Origin of the sequence: Pseudomonas pharyngis (assembly GCF_021602345.1) — a bacterium.
Lineage (GTDB): Bacteria > Pseudomonadota > Gammaproteobacteria > Pseudomonadales > Pseudomonadaceae > Aquipseudomonas > Aquipseudomonas pharyngis.
Genome location: NZ_BQID01000005.1, coordinates 122,247 through 142,876, shown reverse-complemented (window position 1 = coordinate 142,876; position 20,630 = coordinate 122,247). Strand labels below are relative to the sequence as shown.

Here is a 20,630-nt window from a genome sequence, read left to right as displayed (position 1 = left end):
TCGGGTCGCGGAGACAAAAAAACTTGCTGATTGTTTTCAGGAGATTTGAATCATGAGTACTGCATTTTCCCTCGCTCCACTGTTCCGTTCCTCGGTGGGTTTCGACCGTTTCAACGACCTGTTCGAAACCGCCCTGCGCAACGAGCCAGGCAGCACCTATCCGCCTTACAACGTGGAAAAACACGGTGACGATCAATACCGCATCGTCGTGGCGGCGGCCGGTTTCCAGGAAGAAGACCTGGAACTGCAAGTCGAAAAAGGCGTGCTGACCATCAGTGGCGGCAAGCGTGATGCCAACGAAGGCGTCACGTTCCTGCACCAGGGCATTGCCCAGCGTGCATTCAAGTTGTCCTTCCGCCTGGCCGATCACATCGAGATCAAGGCTGCCGGTCTGAGCAACGGTCTGTTGAGCATCGACCTGTTGCGCGTGATCCCGGAAGAGGCGAAAGCCAAGCGCATCCCGATCAACGGGGCGCAGAAGCCGGCTCTGCAACACTGAGTCACTTGCAGAAACAAATCGTCTGAACGGGCGATAAGCCGCTGAATGAAGGCCCCGATACGTCGGGGCCTTTTTTATGTGCGCAAGAAACGGCTGTTCGACTTTGCCCCCAGCGACGGTTTCTCTACAATCCGCCGCAGTTTTGCCGACCCCATCCTAATCGGTCGGCCTGGAGCCTTTTTTCATGGACGATATTCAACAGCGCTGGCTGTGCGCCCTTTCTGCGCCAATGGCAGCGCTCAACACCGGCGCCGGGTACGACGACCCCGCTTTCTGCGACGACCGCTACATCGATCTGAAAGACAGCTGGGGTATCGATGACCGGCGGCAATTGTTCGACATGCTCCAATGGATGACGGACGACGGACATGCCAAGCACCTGAGTGGAGCCTACTCGGCATGGCAACGTTGTCTGCCGAGTGAATGGCAACGCCTGCTCGAAGGGCTGAGCCCTCGCGATCGTGTTCTGCATGAGTTTGCCAGTCGCACTTTCGGCGGTTGTGGTCCCGGGGGAATTTTGTCCTGGGACTACGGGCGGATGGGATTTCTCCTGCGTTGCGCGGTGCGCAATCAGTGGATTGATCTGGCCGAAAGCAACTGGCTGCACAGTCGTTTGGCCGTCAGGGCGCAGTTTCACTACGGTAACTGGATGTCCTACTTCAATGGCTTTGTTGTGGGTCGCAGCTTTTGGTGCTGCCTGAACACAAGCGATGACGAGTTGGCCTGGGAGCTGGAACGGCAGGGTGACAGTGCTCATAACCTGCGGATCACCCGCGGCCTCGCCCGGAACATCCCGCATTTTCTGGCCGACCTGCCCTGGCACATGGAGATTGATCTGCTGCCCCGCCCTGCATCGCTCAAGGAGTTCGACTGGTCATGAGTTGCTGGATTCGACTGGGCATCGAGCCCACCTCCGACGAAACCCTGATTCGCGATGCCTACCGCGCACGATTGCCGTCGCATCATCCGGAAACCGATCCTGAAGGATTTCAGGCGCTGCGCATGGCCTACGAAAACGCGTTGCGTCTGGCGCGTGAAGACGAGCAAGAAGCGCCCGAGGAAAAAACTGAAGAGTCAGGGCAGGAGGTTGTCGAGATCCCGCAGGCGTTCGCGGATTTCTGCGAGTTGCTTGACGATCCCGCGCGGCGTTTCAACTTCGAGGCGTGGCAGGCATTTGTCCGGGCGCTGGATGAGCTGTCGCTGGAACAGCTCGATGAACTCAGTTGGGGGCTCTACCACCGGATGGCCGATGCCGGCCCGCTGTCTTACCGCTGCGCGAATCTGTTGGCCAAGCGTATGGCGTGGCATCAGCAGTTACTGGATCTGGAGTTCAACGACGCGCATCGGATGGAAGCCTTTTTGCAGCGAATCGAAACGCCTGACCCGTTCGATACCGATCTGATGAGCGCTTGGTCAGAGGCTGCGCAGACCGAAACACTCTGGTACGCACGCAGCCTCGACTTCATTTTCGCCAAGCGTCCACTCCATGAGTTTGCCGACTTCGCCGGTCAGCACACCTGTCTGCCGTTGCCGGATGATGCTGCGTTCATCAAGCGTTTGCTGGTGCAGTTCACTCAGGCGGGCATCGGTGCATCGACATTTTTGCAGTGCTGCGTCGAAAAGCAGCTGGAAGCACCTGATGACGTGGACTGGCTTTACCTGTTGGCGTGTCAGAGCAGTCTGCTGGGGCGGGACGATCAGGCATTGCCTTGCTGGATCCGACTGTGGAACGAGTTCCGCCATCCGATGGCCGAAAGTCGTCTGCTGGAATTGTGCGCCAAGCGGCAACCGACTTTTCTGCCCCTGCTGATTCAGGCGTTCGATTGTCTGGACGAGTTTTCTGACTGGCCTACGGATCTCGGGTATGACGCCCAGGTATACGGCAGTCCGTCACAACGCCCCGAGACGCTGAACCGTTGGTTGGGTGTCGGGCGGTTGAAGCTTGATAGCCTGGCGCAGAGCTTTGTCGATTGGCGCATGACAGGCGATGAGCTCCCGTTGCTTGCCCAACTGCTGGGTGAGAATGCCGACAGCCGGCTGCTGCAACTGTACCGGCATGCCTGGGCGCTGCATCGCGGTGATGCGGTCTTGCTGCAGCGGATTCTGGATCAGCCGCTCCCGGTCGATGCGCTCGAATGCCTGGTGTTGAGCGGGTTCAAAGTTCAGGCCGGACAGCATCTGCGCTGGTTGGCGAATGCGCCGATTGTGCAGGCTATGAGCGTATTCAGCGAAGCGGATTCAATATCGCAGCAATTGCCGCAGGCACTGACAACAGGCGAGCTGCACAAGGTCTGTCGCCTGTGGTTGCGTCGCTTGCGGCCCTACAGTGACACCGCCCTGGAGCGCATCGCCGAAGCATTCAAATTGGGCGCCGTCAAAGACGACTGTGACTTGTCCGAGCTCGATCTGCTTCTTCAGTTGAGCCGTCGCGGGATAGGGTTGCCGCCGGTCGGGCTGGGCGAGGCTGCCTGGGAGTGGCACGCTCAAACCGTGTTTTTGCTGGCGTTGCTGGATCAGCCGGAACGTTGTCTGCAATTGATCGATGGGCAGTGCCTGGAGCGTCTGCCGTTCAGTCCGGCTCATCCCTTGAGCCGATTGCAGCCACTGTTGCGCCGTTTGCAACGCGAGCAAGGCAATTGCGACGGTTTACTGGGCTGGCTGCAAGGCAACGATCCGGTGCACGGCTTGTTGGTGCAGCAATTGTTCAGCGTGCAGCAGGCGCTCGACAGCGCCCGATTGCCTGCCAACACCCTGCTTTACACCTGCATCGAAAGCGACCGCGCTGCGTGTGGCGATGATCTGTTGGGTTTGTTGATGTTCTGGGGCGTGCTCTATCACGACCCGAGCCTGAGCGCCGAGCAGCATCGTGCCTTGCTGCAATCCATCGCAGCAGTCAGTTGCGAGGACGACTGGTTCGAAGGGTTTCGTGACGGCTTGATCAAGGGCGAGCCGGTGTGGCCGCCGCGCAAGGTGTTGACGGATTTTGGGGTCGACAAACTGTTGGCGTACGAGGCCCTCGATTCGCTCAAGGCCATGGTTCGCTATGGCGCTGCCGGAGTGCCGAAAACGCGAGTGCTGCGCCAATTGCAGCAGGGCAAGGATGACGTGCAGAACAGTATCGGCTTGCGCCTGGCGCTGTGTGCCTTGCTGTCCTGGTCGGAGCGTTTGATGCTGGCCAAAAGTGATATTCAGCCGGTGCCTGCTGGGGCGATCTGGCGCCTGGGGTCGCGGCTGGGGCGCAAGGCTTTTATCGCCCAGGTTCTGGGGTGTGTAGTGATTGCGCCGGTGGCAGGATTGATCAGCGGCACCACATTCTTTGGCATTCTGATCCTGTTACTGGGTGTTCTGCTGTTATTCGGCGCCACTCTGCGTCGCTTGCATGATATGGGACGAGGCCTGCCCACATTGCTGATATTCATGGCCTTGTCGCCGGTCTTGCCGTTCCTGCCGCTGCTGCTGTTCGGCTTTCCCGGTGACAAGTTGCCCAACCAGTACGGGGCACCACCGGACAGCGGCGGTGGTGAAATGCTGTCCGGTGGTTTGCAGGCTGCTCTGCGGCGGCTCAACGGTTAGAGGCGCAGTTGGTCCAGCGCCTTGTTGAGTTCTGAGCGGTGGCTGGCGATCTCTGCCGGCTGCTGTCCGGCGAGTACCGTGGTGAAGTTGTGCAGCCACTCGGCAATGTGTTCGCGCTGCGTGCCCAGACTTTGCATCCATGCCCGCTCCAGACGGGCCAGCAGTGTGCGGTTGGGCAATGCGTCGCGTGGATGGACCTTCAGCGTGGACAGTCGGTTATGGCTGTCTCTGCGCGCTTGTTCATTCAGCCCGGTGGGACTGCGGTCGATGCTGTGGCTGTGGCGTTCGCCGGTCTCGAGCAGCGTGACGTCTACTTCGAGCAAACCGTTGATGTCGTAACTGAAGCGTACGTCCAGCTCCTGAATGTTATCGGTGGGCGTCAAGGTGACATCGAAAGCGTCAATGAGGATGTTGTCACGTACCCACGGCCGCTCACCCTGATAAACGGCAATGCGCAGCAGCTCCTGTCGGGGGTGGGTTGTGTGGTAGCGCTCGACCCGTGACGTCGGAATGATGGTGTTGCGTTCGATGATCGGCGAAAAGGCGCCGTCGATGCCTTTGCCACGCATGGTTGCGATGCCCAGCGTATACGGGCAGACATCGGTCAGAATCAGTTCTTCGATCGCGCCATCGCGCGCCTTGCAGGCCGCTTGCGTGGCTGCACCCAGTGCAACGAGGGTGTCGGGATCAAGATGCCGGTAGGGCAGGCGTCCGAACAGGGTCGCGACCATCTGTTGTACCGCAGGCATCCGCGTTGCCCCACCAACCAGCACCAGACTGTCGAGATCCCGTGGTTTCAGGCGCGCATCGCGCAGGGCCTGCTCGATCGGCGCGCGCAATCGTGCCAGCAACGGTTCCCAGATCTTCACGGCAGCGGCTTCGTCCAGCGACCATTCGTGCAGTTTGTCGGCATGGTGCCAGCTCAAAGATTGAGGGCCTTCGCCGAGTTTGCATTTGAGTTGTTCCAGGGCATCGCCCAGGCTGGCCATGCCTTGCGGATCAATCATCGACGGGGTCAGTCGCCAGTTTTTCAGACAGGCATTCAATAGTGCATCGGTAAAGTCTTCGCCCCCCAGAAAGTTGTCGCCGGTGGACGCATGCACTTCAATCAGCGGCAATGCATATTCCAGCACCGTGACATCGAACGTCCCGCCGCCCAGATCGAAGATCAGCGTGCGTTCGAATTTTTGTTCGTGCAGCCCGTACGCCATTGCAGCGGCGGTTGGCTCGTTGATCAGTCGGGAAACCTTCAGGCCTGCCAGTTCGGCGGCAAACAGGGTGCGTTTGCGTTGTTCGTCACTGAAATACGCCGGCACGGAAATCACCGCTTCAGCCACCGGGTGGCCGAGAAAAGCCTCGGCGTCCTGCTTGAGTGAGCCCAGCACCAGTGCCGACAATTCTTCCGGGCTGAAGGTTGTGGTGCCGAGTTCGATCTGCCGGTCGCTGCCCATGAAGCGCTTGAACGCGGCGGCTGTACGTTCCGGGTGGGTTGTCAGGCGTGCGCGTGCAGCCTTGCCGACCAGAATGGTCCCGTCTTCATCGAGGCTGACCACCGACGGGGTCAGCACCTCGCCGAGGGCGTTGGGGATCAATCGGGCCTGACCGTCCTGCCAGACGGCGATCAAACTGTTGGTGGTGCCAAGGTCAATGCCCAGCAGGGCCGGGCGGGGGAGGGATGCATCCTGCATGATCGATCTCGAAACAGCGCGAAAAAAACGCGACCCTACAGGTTGCCGCCAACCCTGGCAATTACCGGCCAGGGGTCAATGCTCGGGGTAGTAACCGCAGATGTCCGTCATTCCAGCAATCCCTTCAACCCCTCCAGCGGCAATGGTCGGCTGTGCAGATAGCCCTGATACAAATGGCAGCCCAACCCTTGCAGGAAGGCCAGTTGTTCCGGGGTTTCCACGCCTTCGGCGATCACTTCCAGTTCCAGGCTGCGGGCCATGGCGACGATGGCGCGGATGATTTCGGCGTCGTTGGGGTCGGTGGTGGCGTCGCGGATGAATGACTGATCGATCTTCAGCGTGTCCACCGGCAATCGTTTCAGGTATGTCAGCGATGAATAGCCGGTGCCGAAATCGTCCATGGCAAAACTCACGCCGAGTTTTTTCAGGCGGCGCATTTTGCTGATGGTGTCTTCCAGATTCTGAATGACGATGCCTTCGGTGATTTCCAGTTTCAACAGCGAGCAAGGCAGGCCGTGGCTGCTCATGCTGTGCTCGATGCGCTCGACGAAGTCGTTCTGGCGGAACTGCCGGGGGCTGATGTTCACACACAGGCTGAAGGCCAGAGGATCGATCAGCTTTTCGGCGATCAATTGTTTGAAGGCTTCGCACGCCTCGTCGAGGATCCAGGTGCCGACCTCCAGAATCAGCCCGCTGTCCTCCAGCACCTTGATGAATTCGGTAGGCGATTGCGCGCCGAGTTCCGGGTGATTCCAGCGTACCAGGGCTTCGGCGCCGATGATGCGGTTGTCCTGGGCGTCGATCTGCGGTTGGTAATGCACGTCGAATTCCCCCCGGGCCAGCGCCAGACGCAGGTCGGTCTCCATGCGCAGCCGTTCGCTGGCCGCTTTCTGCATGGTGTTGTGGTACATCTGCGTGGTGTTGCGCCCCGAATCCTTGGCGCGGTACAGCGCAATGTCGGCGCGCTTGAGCAGGTCGGTCGGGGTCGAGCCGTGATCGGGAATCAGCGCCACGCCGATGCTCGGCGTCACTTGCAGACGCTGGCCGTCGAGGAACATCGGCTCCGACAGCAACTCGCGAATGGTGTCGGCCAACTCGCGCACCTGAGCGCTGACTTCGTTGCGCGTGCCCTCCAGGCCACTGAGCAGCACCACGAATTCATCGCCACCGAGCCGCGCCACGGTGTCTTCCATGCGCACGCTGGCTTCAAGCCGTGCGGTGATGATTTTCAGCACCGTGTCGCCGACCGGGTGACCCAGCGAGTCGTTGATGTGCTTGAAGTGATCCAGATCGAGAAACAGCAGCGCCCCGCGCAGGTTGTGACGCTTGAGCAGGGCGATCTGCTGGCTCAGGCGATCCATCAGCAGCGCGCGGTTGGGCAGGTTGGTCAGCGGATCGTGATAGGCCAAGTGGCGGATCTGCGCCTCGGCGTTCTTCAGCAGGCTGACGTCCCGGGCGGTGAGCAGCAGGCAGGCGGTTTCGTTGAGAGTGATCGGCTCGACCGAGACTTCCACCGTCAGGATCTCGCCGCGCTTGTTGCGCCCGAGCATTTCCTGATGGTGCACGCGGCCCTTGATCTGTAGCTCGGCCAGCAGTGCCGAACGCTGTTTTTCCTCGGCCCAGATACCGACCTGATACACGGTTTTGCCCACCACTTCGTCGGCGCGATAGCCGGTGAGGCGGCAGAAGCCGTCGTTGACCTCCAGATAGCGCCCGGTGTCGCGTTCGGTAATGGTGATCGCGTCGGGACTGGAGTGAAACGCCTTGGCGAATTTCTCTTCGCTGGCTTTGAGCGCCGCTTCCGAGCGCTGTTGCTGGGTAATGTCGCGCAGCGTGGTGACGATGCACGGCTGGTTGCCGACGCTGATCTGGCGGCTGGAAATCACGCAGGTCAGCGACTGGCCGTCCTTGTGCTGGACGATGATCGCGACGTTGCTCAGGCCCTGTTCGCGGATCACCCGTTCGATGCGTTGCAGGCTTTTCGCCGAGGCGTCCCACAGGCCGATTTCTTCGGCGGTGTGGCCGATCACATCGCTGGCACTCCAGCCGAAGGTCTGGGAAAAGCTGGAGTTGATCTCGATGAATTCCCCGGTTTCCTGGCGCGTGACGCAGATCGGGTCGGGGCTGACCTGGAACAGCGTGGCGAATTTCTCTTCCGAAGCCACCAACCGTTGTTCGCGCTCGACCTGATCGGTGATGTCCAGCAGGGTGCCGGCCATCCGCAGCGGTACGCCGTTGTCGTCGCGATAGAGGCGGGCGCGGCTTTCCAGATAACGCGAGCTGCCGTCCGGCAGTTGCACGCGGTAAGTCAGCTGATAATTTCCCGCCGGGCCTTCGCGCAGGCTGCGATAGGCATCGCGCATGCTGTCGCGCTCTTCGCCGGGGACGCCTTCGAAGAATTCTTCGAAGGATTCATGGAACGGTTTCGGCTCCAGGCCGTGCAATTGCGCCGCCCGGGCCGAGCCGTAGAGCATGCCGCTGGGAATGTGCCAGTCCCAGGTGCCGAGTTGCGCCGAATCCAGCGCCAGGTCGAGGCGTTCCTGGCTGTCTTTCAGGGCATGTTCGGCGGCTTTTCGTTCGGTAGTGTCGAGAAAAGTGCTGAGCAGGTAAGGCTGGCCTTCGAGTTCGACCTTTTGCGCGCTGAGGATGCCGTCGTGGATCTGGCCATTGCTGGCGCGGAACTGCACCTCCATGCTGACCAGTTCGCCCTTGGCCTTGGTTTTCTTGACCAGCTCCGCCCGTTGCTCGGGATGCACCCACAGGCCCAGTTCCAGGGTGGTGCGCCCGATGGCGCTTTGTACCGGCCAGCCGAACAGGCTTTCGAAATACTGGTTGGCCTCGCTGATCAGGCCGTCTTCCTGGCGGGTCAGCAGCACCATGTTCGGGCACAGATGAAACAGTGTCGCAAAACGTTTCTCCGAACTGCTGAGCGCCTGTTCCCGTTGCCGCTGGTGGGTGATTTCGCGGATCACCCCGATCATTCGGGGTCGACCGTGTTTGTCGGGGAGCAGGCTGCCGTTGATTTCCAGCCAGTGCAGGCTGCCGTCGGGCCAGCGGATGCGATGGTGCATCGCCTGTTCCAGCGGAGCGCCGGCAATCACCGCGTGGAAGGCGCGGATGGTTTTCGCCCGGTCTTCCGGTGGCAGCAGGTCGAGATATTCCAGGTCTTCGGGCAGCGGTTGCCGAGGATCAAAGCCGAACAAGGCCTGGGTGCCCCGCGACCAGCTGATCTGCCCGCGCTCGATGTCCCAGTACCAGGCGCCGAGCCGGGCACCGTTGAGCGCCGCGAGCAATTGTGGCGCGCTCTCCCAGCTCTGCTCGGATCGCCGTGGATCAATGGCCTGAATACGCGGCATCGGCGGAATACGGTCAACAGATTTCGGCATTGTTAAGGGGCCTTGAGCTGATTTGGGCGTTTGGCACAGGGGCGGCAGCTCTATAGGAGTAGCACAAGTTAGCCGAGAGTCCCTGGCAGATCGATTTGAGCGTCCAGCAGGGCCATAAACGCCCGTGCAGCATTCGACAGCGTCCTTTCAGTGTGCAGGATATAGCCTAGCTGGCGACTGAGCTGTATGCCCGGTAAAGGTATGCGCGCCACCTGTTCATCGAGCATGGTGCGCGGCAAAACGCTCCAGGCCAGGCCGATCGACACCATCATCTTGATGGTTTCCAGGTAGTTGGTGCTCATGGCGATGTTCGGCGTCAGGCCCTGAGCCTCGAACAGCCGCTGCACAATATGGTGGGTAAAAGTGTTGCCGCCGGGGAAAACCGCCGGATGACCGGCAATGTCCGCCAATGTGACGGCGCCGTTGCTGATCAATGAATGTTCCGGGGCCACCACGAAATCCAGCGGGTCATCCCAGACTGGCGTGGCCTTGACCAGCGTATGCGGCTCCGGCGCCAGGGTGATGACTGCCAGTTCTGCCCGGCCGTGGAGAATTTCCTCGTAGGCCACTTCCGAATCGAGGAACTGAATATCCAGCGCCACCTGTGGGTAGCGGCGGGTGTATTCCCTCAATAAGGGCGGCAGACGGTGCAGGCCGATGTGGTGACTGGTGGCCAGGGTCAGGCGGCCGGTGACTTCGCCGGTCAGGTTGGTCAGGGCGCGGCGCGTGTCGTCCAGCACGTTGAGAATCTGATAAGCCCGTGGCAGCAGGGCCCGGCCGGCCTCGGTCAGGCCCACTTCACGACCGAGCCGGTCAAACAGCCGCACATTCAATTGCTGCTCCAGCCCGGCGATGCGTTTGCTGATGGCCGGTTGTGTCAGGTGCAGCCGTTCGCCGGCACCGGAGAAGCTTCCAGTCTCGGCAATCGCGATAAAAGCATTGAGGTTGGCCAGGTCCATGTTCGTATTCCAGGTGGTTATCCAAAGCATAAAAAATATGAATTTGAGTTATTTAATCTAACCCCATAGGATCGGCCTCACAAGCCAAAGGGTTATTGATAAGCCCAGGGCATAGAAACAAGCTGATGAGGAACCGTCTGATGGCCGGCAAAACGCTCTACGACAAGCTCTGGGATTCGCATTTGGTCAAGCAGCGCGACGATGGCTCGGCGCTGATCTATATCGATCGTCACATCATCCACGAAGTGACCTCGCCGCAAGCCTTCGAAGGCCTGCGTCTGGCCGGGCGCAAGCCGTGGCGCATCGATGCCAACATCGCCACCCCGGACCACAACGTACCGACCACCCCGGAGCGCAAGGGCGGCATCGAAGCCATTGCCGACCAGGTCTCGCGTTTGCAGGTTCAGACCCTCGACGACAACTGCGATGAATACGGCATCGTCGAATTCAAGATGAACGACGTGCGCCAGGGCATCGTTCACGTGATCAGCCCGGAGCAGGGCGCGACCTTGCCGGGCATGACCGTGGTCTGCGGCGACTCGCACACCTCGACCCACGGCGCGTTCGGCGCCCTGGCTCACGGGATCGGCACTTCCGAAGTCGAGCACGTGCTCGCCACCCAGTGCCTGGTCGCCAAGAAAATGAAGAACATGCTGGTGCGCGTCGAAGGCCAGTTGCCGTTCGGCGTGACCGCCAAGGACATCGTCCTCGCGGTAATCGGCAAGATCGGCACCGCCGGCGGTAACGGCCATGCCATCGAATTCGCCGGCAGCGCGATTCGCGACCTGTCCATCGAAGGCCGCATGACCATCTGCAACATGTCCATCGAAGCCGGCGCCCGTGTGGGCCTGGTGGCGGCGGACCAGAAGACCGTGGATTACGTCAAGGGTCGTCCGTTCGCACCGAAAGGCGCCGAGTGGGATCTGGCGGTCGAGTCCTGGAAAGACCTGGTGTCCGACGCCGACGCGCATTTCGACACCGTGGTCGAGCTCGACGCCACGCAGATCAAGCCGCAAGTCAGCTGGGGCACATCGCCGGAAATGGTGCTGGCCGTTGATCAGAACGTGCCGGACCCGGCCAAGGAAATGGACCTGGTCAAGCGCGACTCGATCGTCCGCGCCTTGAAATACATGGGTTTGACCGCCAATCAGGCAATCACCGACATCCAGCTCGACCGCGTATTCATCGGTTCCTGCACCAACTCGCGGATCGAAGACTTGCGCGCTGCAGCGGTCATCGCCAAGGGCCGCAAGGTCGCCTCGACCATCAAGCAGGCCATCGTGGTGCCGGGCTCGGGTCTGGTGAAGGCCCAGGCCGAGGCCGAAGGTCTGGACAAGATCTTCCTCGAAGCCGGTTTCGAATGGCGCGAGCCGGGTTGCTCGATGTGCCTGGCGATGAACCCGGACCGTCTGGAGTCCGGCGAGCATTGCGCCTCGACCTCCAACCGTAACTTCGAAGGCCGTCAGGGCGCCGGTGGCCGTACCCACCTCGTCAGCCCGGCCATGGCCGCTGCGGCGGCGGTGAACGGTCGTTTCATCGACGTTCGTGAATTGATCTAAAGGAGCGCAGCATGAAAGCTTTTACCCAGCACACTGGTCTCGTCGCGCCTCTGGATCGTGCCAACGTCGATACCGATCAGATCATTCCGAAGCAGTTTCTGAAGTCGATCAAGCGCACCGGTTTCGGCCCGAACCTGTTCGACGAATGGCGTTACCTCGATGTGGGGCAGCCGTATCAGGACAACTCCAAGCGTCCGCTGAACAAGGAATTCGTGCTCAACGCCGAGCGCTATCAAGGCGCCAGCGTGTTGCTGGCCCGCGAGAACTTCGGTTGCGGTTCCAGCCGTGAGCACGCGCCGTGGGCGCTGGAAGAGTACGGTTTCCGCAGCATCATCGCGCCGAGCTATGCCGACATCTTCTTCAACAACAGCTTCAAGAACGGTTTGCTGCCGATCATCCTGAGCGACGCCGAAGTCGACGAGCTGTTCAAGCAGGTCGAGGCCGCGCCGGGCTATCAGTTGCAGATCGATCTGCACGAGCAGACCGTGACCAGCCCGAACGGCAAGGTCTACCGCTTCGAGATCGACGCGTTCCGCAAGCACTGCCTGCTCAATGGCCTGGACGACATCGGCCTGACCTTGCAGGACGGCGATGCGATTGCCGCGTTTGAAGCCAAGCATCGCGCGAGCCAGCCGTGGTTGTTCCGCGACGCGTGAGATTGATGTAGTCAGGGCTGACCCCATCGCGGGCAAGCCCGCTCCCACAGGTTTTGTGAACGCTGCATTTACTGTGGGAGCTGGCTTGCCAGCGATGAGGCCGGCAAAGGCAGCGCAAGACTTGGCCCAGAAAAGGACGTATCCATGACCAGCACCGCCCACAGTCAGGTTGTACAAAAGCAATTTGGTGAACAGGCCGCCGCCTACCTGAGCAGCGCCGTTCACGCTCAAGGCACTGAATTTGCGCTGCTGCAGGCTGAGTTGGCGGGGCAGGGCGAGGCGCGGGTGCTGGACCTGGGTTGCGGCGCCGGGCACGTGAGTTTTCACGTCGCCCCGTTGGTGAAGGAAGTGGTGGCCTACGACCTGTCGCAACAGATGCTCGACGTGGTTGCCGCCGCGGCCGTTGATCGCGGCTTGAGCAATGTGTCCACGGTCAACGGCGCCGCCGAGCACCTGCCGTTCGCCGATGGCGAATTCGACTTCGTGTTCAGCCGCTATTCGGCGCACCATTGGAGCGATCTCGGTGTGGCCTTGCGCGAAGTGCGCCGGGTGCTGAAACCGGGTGGCGTGGCGGCGTTCATCGATGTGCTGTCGCCGGGCAGTCCGCTGTTCGACACCTATTTGCAGAGCGTCGAAGTGCTGCGCGACACCAGCCATGTGCGCGATTATTCGGCCGGCGAGTGGTTGCGCCAGGTCAGCGAGGCCGGTCTGCACACCCGCAGCACCACGCGTCAGCGCCTGCGTCTGGAGTACAACAGCTGGGTCGAGCGCATGCGCACACCCGAAGTGATGCGCGCCGCGATCCGCCAGTTGCAGCAGTCGATGGGCAACGAAGTGCGCGAATATTTTGAGATTGAGGCCGATGGTTCGTTCAGTACAGATGTACTGGTGCTCTGGGCTGAAAAGTAAGTTTCGAACGACAAGCATTTTTCCCGGCGCGCCCGTCGACGGCGCACCGACTGAAGACACGAGGAAAGCATGAGCAAGCAGATTCTGATTCTCCCAGGCGACGGTATTGGTCCGGAAATCATGGCCGAAGCGGTCAAGGTGCTGGAGCTGGCCAACGACAAGTACAGCCTGGGCTTCGAGCTGAGCCATGACGTGATCGGTGGCGCCGCCATCGACAAGCACGGCGTGCCGCTGGCTGACGAAACCCTCGACCGTGCCCGCGCAGCCGACGCTGTGCTGCTGGGCGCCGTGGGTGGCCCGAAATGGGACACCATCGAGCGTGATATCCGCCCTGAGCGCGGTCTGCTGAAAATCCGTGCGCAACTGGGCCTGTTCGGCAACCTGCGTCCGGCGATCCTGTACCCGCAACTGGCCGAGGCTTCGAGCCTGAAGCCGGAAATCGTTGCCGGCCTGGACATCCTGATCGTCCGTGAGCTGACCGGCGGCATCTACTTCGGCGCGCCACGTGGCACCCGCACCCTGGAAAACGGCGAGCGCCAGTCCTACGACACCCTGCCGTACAGCGAAAGCGAAATCCGCCGTATCGCCCGCGTCGGTTTCGACATGGCCCGCGTGCGTGGCAAGAAGCTGTGCTCGGTGGACAAGGCCAACGTGCTGGCGTCCAGCCAACTGTGGCGTGAAGTGGTCGAGCAGGTGGCCAAGGATTACCCGGACGTTGAACTGAGCCACATGTACGTCGACAACGCCGCCATGCAACTGGTGCGTGCACCGAAGCAGTTCGACGTGATCGTCACCGACAACATGTTCGGCGACATCCTGTCCGATGAAGCGTCGATGCTCACCGGCTCCATCGGCATGCTGCCGTCGGCCTCGCTGGACGCCAACAACAAGGGCATGTACGAGCCTTGCCACGGCTCGGCACCGGACATCGCCGGCAAAGGCATTGCCAACCCGCTGGCGACCATCCTGTCGGTGTCGATGATGCTTCGTTACAGCTTCAACCTGCACGAAGCCGCCGACGCCATCGAGAAAGCGGTCAGTGTGGTGCTGGATCAAGGTCTGCGCACCGGCGACATCTTTTCGACCGGTTGCACTAAAGTCGGTACGCAGGAAATGGGTGACGCAGTAGTCGCCGCGCTGCGGAATCTGTAATCTCTCGGGCCCGCTGCGAAATTCAATACAAAGCAGCGGCCCACTTTTCAAGAAGGTGTAGTTGCGATGAAACGTGTAGGTCTGATCGGTTGGCGCGGCATGGTCGGTTCCGTGCTCATGCAGCGGATGCTGGAAGAGCAGGATTTCGATCTTATCGAGCCGGTGTTTTTCACCACTTCCAATGTCGGTGGCCAAGGCCCGTCCGTGGGCAAGGACATTGCTCCGCTCAAGGACGCTTACAGCATTGAAGAGCTGAAAACCCTCGACGTGATCCTGACCTGCCAGGGCGGCGACTACACCAGCGAAGTATTCCCGAAGCTGCGCGAAGCCGGCTGGCAGGGTTACTGGATCGACGCGGCCTCGAGCCTGCGGATGAACGACGACGCCGTTATCATCCTCGATCCGGTCAACCGCAAGGTCATCGACCAGCAGCTCGACGCAGGCACCAAGAACTACATCGGCGGCAACTGCACCGTCAGCCTGATGCTGATGGGCCTGGGTGGTCTGTTCGAGGCCGGTCTGGTCGAGTGGATGAGCGCCATGACCTATCAGGCGGCGTCTGGTGCCGGTGCACAGAACATGCGTGAACTGATCAAGCAGATGGGCGCGACCCACGCCGCTGTCGCCGATCAACTGGCCGATCCTGCCAGCGCGATCCTCGACATCGACCGCCGTGTGGCCGAAGCCATGCGCAGCGACGCATACCCGACCGAAAACTTCGGCGTACCGCTGGCTGGCAGCCTGATCCCGTGGATCGACAAGGAACTGCCGAACGGCCAGAGCCGCGAAGAGTGGAAGGCCCAGGCCGAGACCAACAAGATCCTCGGTCGCTTCAAGAGCCCGATCCCGGTCGACGGCATCTGCGTGCGCATCGGCGCCATGCGTTGCCACAGCCAGGCGCTGACCATCAAGCTGAACAAGGACGTGCCGATCGCCGACATCGAAGGGCTGATCAGCCAGCACAACCCTTGGGTCAAGCTGGTGCCGAACAACCGTGAAATCAGCATGCAGGAGCTGAGCCCGACGAAAGTCACCGGCACCCTGAACGTACCGGTCGGTCGTCTGCGCAAGCTGAACATGGGTTCGCAGTTCGTCGGTGCCTTCACCGTCGGCGACCAACTGCTGTGGGGCGCGGCCGAACCGCTGCGTCGCATGCTGCGGATCCTGCTTGAGCGTTGATCGCTTGATGCAATGAAAGAACCCGCGCCTTGCAAGAGGCGCGGGTTTTTTTGTACCTGTTGATCGTTCCCATGCTCTGCGTGGGAATGCAGCCATGGACGCTCCCCGTCCGCTCTTCGCGGCGGGCGCGAATTGCCTGCGTGCGACTCACCCGGTAAAGTGCCGCTCCCCCCGTTTCGCCAGAGGTAGCAACATGACCCAGACCCTTGATATTGCCGTGATCGGCGCCACCGGTACTGTCGGCGAAACCCTTGTGCAGATCCTCGAAGAACGCGACTTCCCGGTTGGCACGCTGCACCTGTTGGCCAGCAGCGAATCCGCCGGCAGCTCGGTGCTGTTTCGCAACAAGAACGTGCGCGTGCGTGAAGTCGACGAGTTCGATTTCAGCAAGGTCAAACTGGCGTTCTTCGCCGCCGGCCCGGCCATCACCCTGAGTTACGCCGCCCGCGCTCACGCGGCGGGTTGCTCGCTGGTCGATCTGTCCGGCGCCTTGCCGGCGGATCAGGCGCCGCAAGTGGTGCCGGAAGCCAATGCCGATGTGCTGGCCGGTTTGAAAGTGCCGTTCCAGGTCAGCAGTCCAAGCCCGTCGGCCACTACTTTGGCCGTGGTGTTGGCGCCGCTGCTCGATCTGATCGAACTGCAATACGTGCATGTCACCGCCAATCTGGCGGTTTCCGCCCAGGGCCGCGAAGCCGTGACCGAGCTGGCGCGCCAGACCGCCGAGCTACTGAACATGCGTCCGCTGGAGCCGACATTCTTCGACCGGCAGATGGCTTTCAACCTGCTGGCCCAGGTCGGCACACCGGATGCGCAAGGTCATACGCTGCTGGAAAAACGCCTGGTGCGCGAGCTGCGTCAGGTGCTGACCAAGCCTTTATTAAAGATTTCCGCAACTTGTGTTCAAGCCCCGGTGTTTTTTGGCGATAGCTTTAGCGTGACCTTGCAGTCAGCGAGCGCGGTCGACCTGGAAAAGGTTAATGCTGCGCTGGAAGATGCCGAGGGTATCGAGCTGGTCGAGGCCGGTGATTATCCGACCGCCGTCGGTGACGCAGTGGGGCAGGACGTGGTCTACGTCGGGCGGGTACGTGCCGGTGTCGACGAACCGTCGGAACTTAATCTGTGGCTGACGTCAGATAACGTACGCAAAGGTGCGGCCCTCAACGCCGTGCAGGTCGCCGAGTTGTTGATAAAAGACCTGCTGTAAAAGATACTTGGCAACAATTTGTCGACTGATTCTAGCCGGGCGCTATGCTTGGCCGGAGCAGTTGGCAACGTGTCACCCTCCGGGACTTTCCGGGGCATCAAAGAAATGATCGCGCGCGGCATGCTGTCGTCGTCGCGCGCAATGCCTTACGGCAGCGACTATCAACATCTTCTCGCTGGCCGAGGAACGTTCAAACAAAGGAAGAGGCTATGGTTCAAGTTCGCAAACTGGTGTTAGCAATAGCGGCCGCCTCGGCGCTGTCCTCCGGTATGGCGCATGCCCTCGGGCTCGGGGAGCTGACCCTGAAGTCGACCCTGAACCAGCCGCTGGTAGCGGAAATCGAGCTGCTCGATGTCAAGGATCTGACCGCTGCCGAAGTGGTGCCGAGCCTGGCCTCGCCGGAAGATTTCGCCAAGGCCGGCGTCGATCGCCAGGCCTTCCTCAATGATCTGACGTTCACCCCGGTGCTCAACGCCAGCGGCAAAAGTGTGCTGCGCGTTACCTCGAGCAAACCGCTGTCGGAACCGATGGTGAAATTCCTCGTGCAGGTAATGTGGCCGAACGGCCGCCTGCTGCGTGACTACAGCGTGCTGCTGGATCCGTCGAAGTTTTCGCCGCAGACCGCCGATGCCGCCGCTCAACCCGCGCCAGCGCAAACCATTACCGCACCGACCACCGGCGCCACCCATTCGACCCACACCACCACGCCGCGCGACACCCTGTGGGAAATCGCCGCGAAGGCGCGCACCGGCGGTTCGGTGCAGCAGACCATGCTGGCGATCCAGGCCTTGAACCCGGACGCGTTCATCGGCGGCAACATCAACCGCCTGAAAACCGGTCAGGTGCTGCGTCTACCCGATCAGGTACAAAGCACCGCGCTGCCGCAGTCCAAAGCGATTGCCGAAGTGGCCGCGCAGAACGAAGCCTGGCGTCAGGGCCGTCGTTATGTGGCCAAGCCGGGCACCGGTCAGCAGCAACTCGATGCGACCAATCGTGGCCGCGCCAATACCGGCGCTGCGCAAAACGCCAAGGACAACCTGAGCCTGGTGTCCGCCGAAAGCGCCAAGGCGCGTGGCAAGGGTCCGGCCGGCGATGCCAAGGCCCTGAGCAACAAACTGGCGGTCACTCAGGAAAGTCTCGACACCACCCGTCGTGACAACGAAGAACTGAAAAGCCGCATGGCCGATCTGCAAAGCCAGCTGGACAAGCTGCAACGCCTGATCGAGCTGAAAAACAATCAACTGGCGAAGATGCAGGCCGAGGGTTCGGGTGCTGCTCCCGCGACCGCCGCCACTGCGCCAGTGGTGCCGGCGATCACCGCGGAACTGGCGGCCACGCCGCCGGCCACTCCGGCAGAGGCTGCTCCGGGCGCACCTGCGCCTGAAGCCGCCGCTCAGGCACCAGTCGAGCCGGTTGTCGAGCCTGTGGTTGAAACCACGCCGGCCGCCGATGACGAGAAATCCTTCAACGAACTGCTGACCAATCCGATCCTGCTGGGTCTGGTCGGTGGCGGTGCGGTGGTTCTGCTGCTCCTGCTGTTGCTGCTGGCCCGCCGCCGCAAGGCGCAGCAGGAAGCCGAAAAACACCTGCGCATGGCCCGTGCCCTGGAGGAGCAATCCTTTTCCCAGGATCTCGATCTGCCTGAAAGCAGCTTCGAAGGTCTGGAAGTGCCAGCCGCCAGCGTCAAGCTGAACCCAGCCCCAGCCCCAGCCCCAGCCGCTGCTGCTGCTGTAGTTGCGCCAGTCGTGATGGCCGAGCCGATCGCCGCGCCGTTGGTGGCTCCGGCCGCCGAGCGTTCCGACGACGTGCTGGACAAGGCGCAGTCGCACATCGACGGCGGTCGTCTGAATCAAGCGGCCGCGCTGCTGGAGGAGGGCGTGAGCCTGGAGCCGCAGCGCAGCGATCTGCGTCTGAAACTGATGGAAGTCTACGGTCGTCAGGGTGATCGCGATGCGTTCGTCGGTCAGGAGCGCCAACTGGTCGCCAATGGCGACAACTTCGCCAAGGTCGAAGAGCTGAAAAGCCGCTTCCCGGCCATGGCGGTCGTCGCGGCCAGCGGCCTGGCGGCTGCGGCCATGGCTGCCGAGCTGGACGCGGAATACGTCAAGGAGCTGCTGCTCGACGAGCCTGAAGCGCCTGCCGCGGCAGATGCTGAACTGGACAGCGCTTTCGACCTGAGCCTCGACGATCTCGACAACATCACGCCGGTTGAGCCTGTGGCTGCTGTCGAGCCGGAAGCGCCGGTCGAACTCGACGAATTTCCATCGGACGACGATCTGAGCTTCGAGTCGGTGCTGCAACAGCAGACCGACATCAAGGAAAACCTCGACGACCTGTCGGATTTCGACCTGGATATGGATCTCGGTGCCGACCCCGCGCCTGCGCCGGTCGAGCTGGCAGACGATGATTTCCTGCTGGATCTGGACGAAGGCGTGAAGGATCTGCCGCTGGTCGAAACTCCAACCGTGGCCGACGTGCCGCAGGACGATCTGGAGCTGCCAGCCGATTTCGACCTGTCCCTGGCTGACGAAATGGACGCGGCGCCAGCCGAGCCGGATGCGTTCGCCGCCGAACTGGACGACGTCAACGCCGAGCTGGATCGCCTGTCGAGCAGCATCAACGAGCCAAGCTTCACCGAGGCCGATGCCGCGCTGGGTGATGATCTGGGCGAGGATGACTTCGACTTCCTGTCCGGTACTGATGAAGCCGCGACCAAGCTCGATCTGGCTCAGGCCTATATCGACATGGGCGACAACGACGGTGCGCGCGACATCCTCAATGAGGTCATCAGTGAGGGCAACGACAAGCAGAAGAGCGAAGCGAGCGAAATGCTGTCGCATCTGGCCTGAGTCGGCATTCAGCGGTAAACAAAACGGCAGCCCATGAGGCTGCCGTTTTTGTTTGGGTCTGGTTTCCCCGTCCCGCCGCCTTATAATGCCCGCCTTTGTAGATCAGCAGGCTGTACCGACTTGGCAAACATAGATAACCCGGCCGCCGAAATGGCACCCGAAGGCTTTTTCCGCGTCGCGTTGGGCGTTGAATACAAGGGCTCGCGCTACAGCGGCTGGCAGCGCCAGTCCACCGGTGTGCTCACCGTGCAGGAAACCCTGGAAAAAGCCCTGTCGAAGGTCGCCGACTCGCCGATCTCGCTGCAATGTGCCGGGCGCACCGACGCCGGTGTGCATGCCTGCGGGCAGGTGGTGCATTTCGACACCCAGGTCGACCGTTCGCTGAAAGCCTGGGTCATGGGCGCCAATATCAATCTGCCCCACGACATCAGCGTCAGTTGGGCGAAGGTCATGCCGGCGCATTTCCATGCGCGATTCAAGGCGATTGCCCGGCGCTATCGCTACGTGATCTACAACGATCAGATCCGCCCGGCGCATCTCAACGAGGAAATCACCTGGAATCACCGTCCGCTGGACGTCGAGCGCATGGCCGAGGCCGCGCAGTACCTGATCGGTACTCATGATTTCAGTGCCTTCCGTGCCGGCCAGTGCCAGGCCAAGTCGCCGATCAAGAAGATGCATCACCTGCGCGTGACCCGTCACGGCAAAATGATCGTTCTGGACATCCGCGCCAACGCTTTTCTGCATCACATGGTGCGCAACATCGCCGGCGTGCTGATGACCATCGGTGCCGGCGAGCGGCCGGTGGAGTGGATGAAAGAAGTGCTGGAGAGCCGCGAGCGGCGTTCCGGCGGAGTCACGGCGCATCCGTTCGGCCTGTATCTGGTGCAGGTCGAGTACCACGACGAGTTCCCGTTGCCCGAGCGTTTCATCGGGCCACATTTCCTTACGGGTTTCGCGGAACTTGACGGCTGACGCCCTCGAACGCATTTGTTACCATCCGGGACTTTCTCGGAT

The 20,630-nt window shown here is 61.3% G+C and carries 14 protein-coding genes; 11 read left to right on the top strand and 3 right to left on the bottom strand.

Translation table 11 applies throughout. From position 1 onward, the window contains the following. The first annotated feature begins 52 nt into the window (after positions 1-52). The 3 genes from L6D74_RS12695 (at position 53) to L6D74_RS12685 (ending at position 4,072) form a co-directional block, all read left to right on the top strand. Positions 53-499, top strand: a complete 447-nt coding sequence (locus L6D74_RS12695; RefSeq protein ID WP_063429319.1) for an Hsp20 family protein — start codon at positions 53-55, stop codon at positions 497-499. 184 nt (positions 500-683) lie between these two features. Beyond that, entirely contained in the window at positions 684-1,379 is a 696-nt protein-coding gene (locus L6D74_RS12690) for a DUF1266 domain-containing protein (protein WP_236189388.1), read from the top strand. After that, positions 1,376-4,072 carry a J domain-containing protein gene (locus L6D74_RS12685; RefSeq protein WP_236189387.1) on the top strand — a complete coding sequence of 899 codons (2,697 nt, stop codon included), beginning with the start codon at positions 1,376-1,378 and terminating at the stop codon, positions 4,070-4,072. The genes L6D74_RS12690 and L6D74_RS12685 overlap by 4 nt, the downstream gene beginning before the upstream one ends. Here the strand turns inward: L6D74_RS12685 and L6D74_RS12680 are convergent. The 3 genes from L6D74_RS12680 to L6D74_RS12670 all read right to left on the bottom strand — a co-directional run bounded on the left by L6D74_RS12680 (position 4,069) and on the right by L6D74_RS12670 (position 10,105). After that, complete coding sequence (locus L6D74_RS12680) at positions 4,069-5,760, bottom strand: molecular chaperone HscC (RefSeq protein WP_236189385.1); 1,692 nt, start codon at positions 5,758-5,760, stop codon at positions 4,069-4,071. The two genes, L6D74_RS12685 and L6D74_RS12680, sit on opposite strands and share 4 nt — an antisense overlap. 107 nt (positions 5,761-5,867) lie before the next feature. Continuing rightward, positions 5,868-9,146 (bottom strand): bifunctional diguanylate cyclase/phosphodiesterase, encoded by a 3,279-nt coding sequence (locus tag L6D74_RS12675; protein WP_039770156.1) that lies wholly within the window; start codon positions 9,144-9,146, stop codon positions 5,868-5,870. Positions 9,147-9,214: 68 nt separating this feature from the next. Beyond that, positions 9,215-10,105 carry a LysR family transcriptional regulator gene (locus tag L6D74_RS12670; protein WP_007956444.1) on the bottom strand — a complete coding sequence of 297 codons (891 nt, stop codon included), beginning with the start codon at positions 10,103-10,105 and terminating at the stop codon, positions 9,215-9,217. Positions 10,106-10,245: 140 nt separating this feature from the next. On the opposite strand from L6D74_RS12670, the gene leuC reads away from it, so the two are divergent. The 8 genes from leuC (at position 10,246) to truA (ending at position 20,588) form a co-directional block, all read left to right on the top strand. Next, positions 10,246-11,664, top strand: a complete 1,419-nt coding sequence (gene leuC / locus L6D74_RS12665; protein WP_011333350.1) for a 3-isopropylmalate dehydratase large subunit — start codon at positions 10,246-10,248, stop codon at positions 11,662-11,664. Between the two features lie 11 nt (positions 11,665-11,675). Next, entirely contained in the window at positions 11,676-12,320 is a 645-nt protein-coding gene (leuD, locus tag L6D74_RS12660; RefSeq protein ID WP_007956446.1) for a 3-isopropylmalate dehydratase small subunit, read from the top strand. A gap of 144 nt (positions 12,321-12,464) precedes the next feature. Next, positions 12,465-13,229 (top strand): class I SAM-dependent methyltransferase, encoded by a 765-nt coding sequence (locus L6D74_RS12655; RefSeq protein ID WP_085689290.1) that lies wholly within the window; start codon positions 12,465-12,467, stop codon positions 13,227-13,229. Between the two features lie 69 nt (positions 13,230-13,298). Then, positions 13,299-14,381: a 3-isopropylmalate dehydrogenase gene (gene leuB, locus L6D74_RS12650; RefSeq protein WP_039770158.1), complete on the top strand. Its 1,083-nt coding sequence runs from the start codon at positions 13,299-13,301 to the stop codon at positions 14,379-14,381. A gap of 66 nt (positions 14,382-14,447) precedes the next feature. Further along, a complete protein-coding gene (gene asd / locus L6D74_RS12645; RefSeq protein WP_011333354.1) occupies positions 14,448-15,560 on the top strand; it encodes an aspartate-semialdehyde dehydrogenase in 1,113 nt (370 codons plus the stop codon). 193 nt (positions 15,561-15,753) lie between these two features. Continuing rightward, positions 15,754-16,764, top strand: coding sequence for an aspartate-semialdehyde dehydrogenase (locus L6D74_RS12640; protein WP_064594829.1), 1,011 nt, complete (start codon positions 15,754-15,756; stop codon positions 16,762-16,764). Positions 16,765-16,973: 209 nt separating this feature from the next. Continuing rightward, positions 16,974-19,613 carry a motility hub landmark protein FimV gene (locus L6D74_RS12635; protein WP_236189384.1) on the top strand — a complete coding sequence of 880 codons (2,640 nt, stop codon included), beginning with the start codon at positions 16,974-16,976 and terminating at the stop codon, positions 19,611-19,613. A gap of 150 nt (positions 19,614-19,763) precedes the next feature. Continuing rightward, complete coding sequence (gene truA, locus L6D74_RS12630; protein ID WP_039771597.1) at positions 19,764-20,588, top strand: tRNA pseudouridine(38-40) synthase TruA; 825 nt, start codon at positions 19,764-19,766, stop codon at positions 20,586-20,588. The last annotated feature ends 42 nt before the right edge of the window (positions 20,589-20,630 follow it).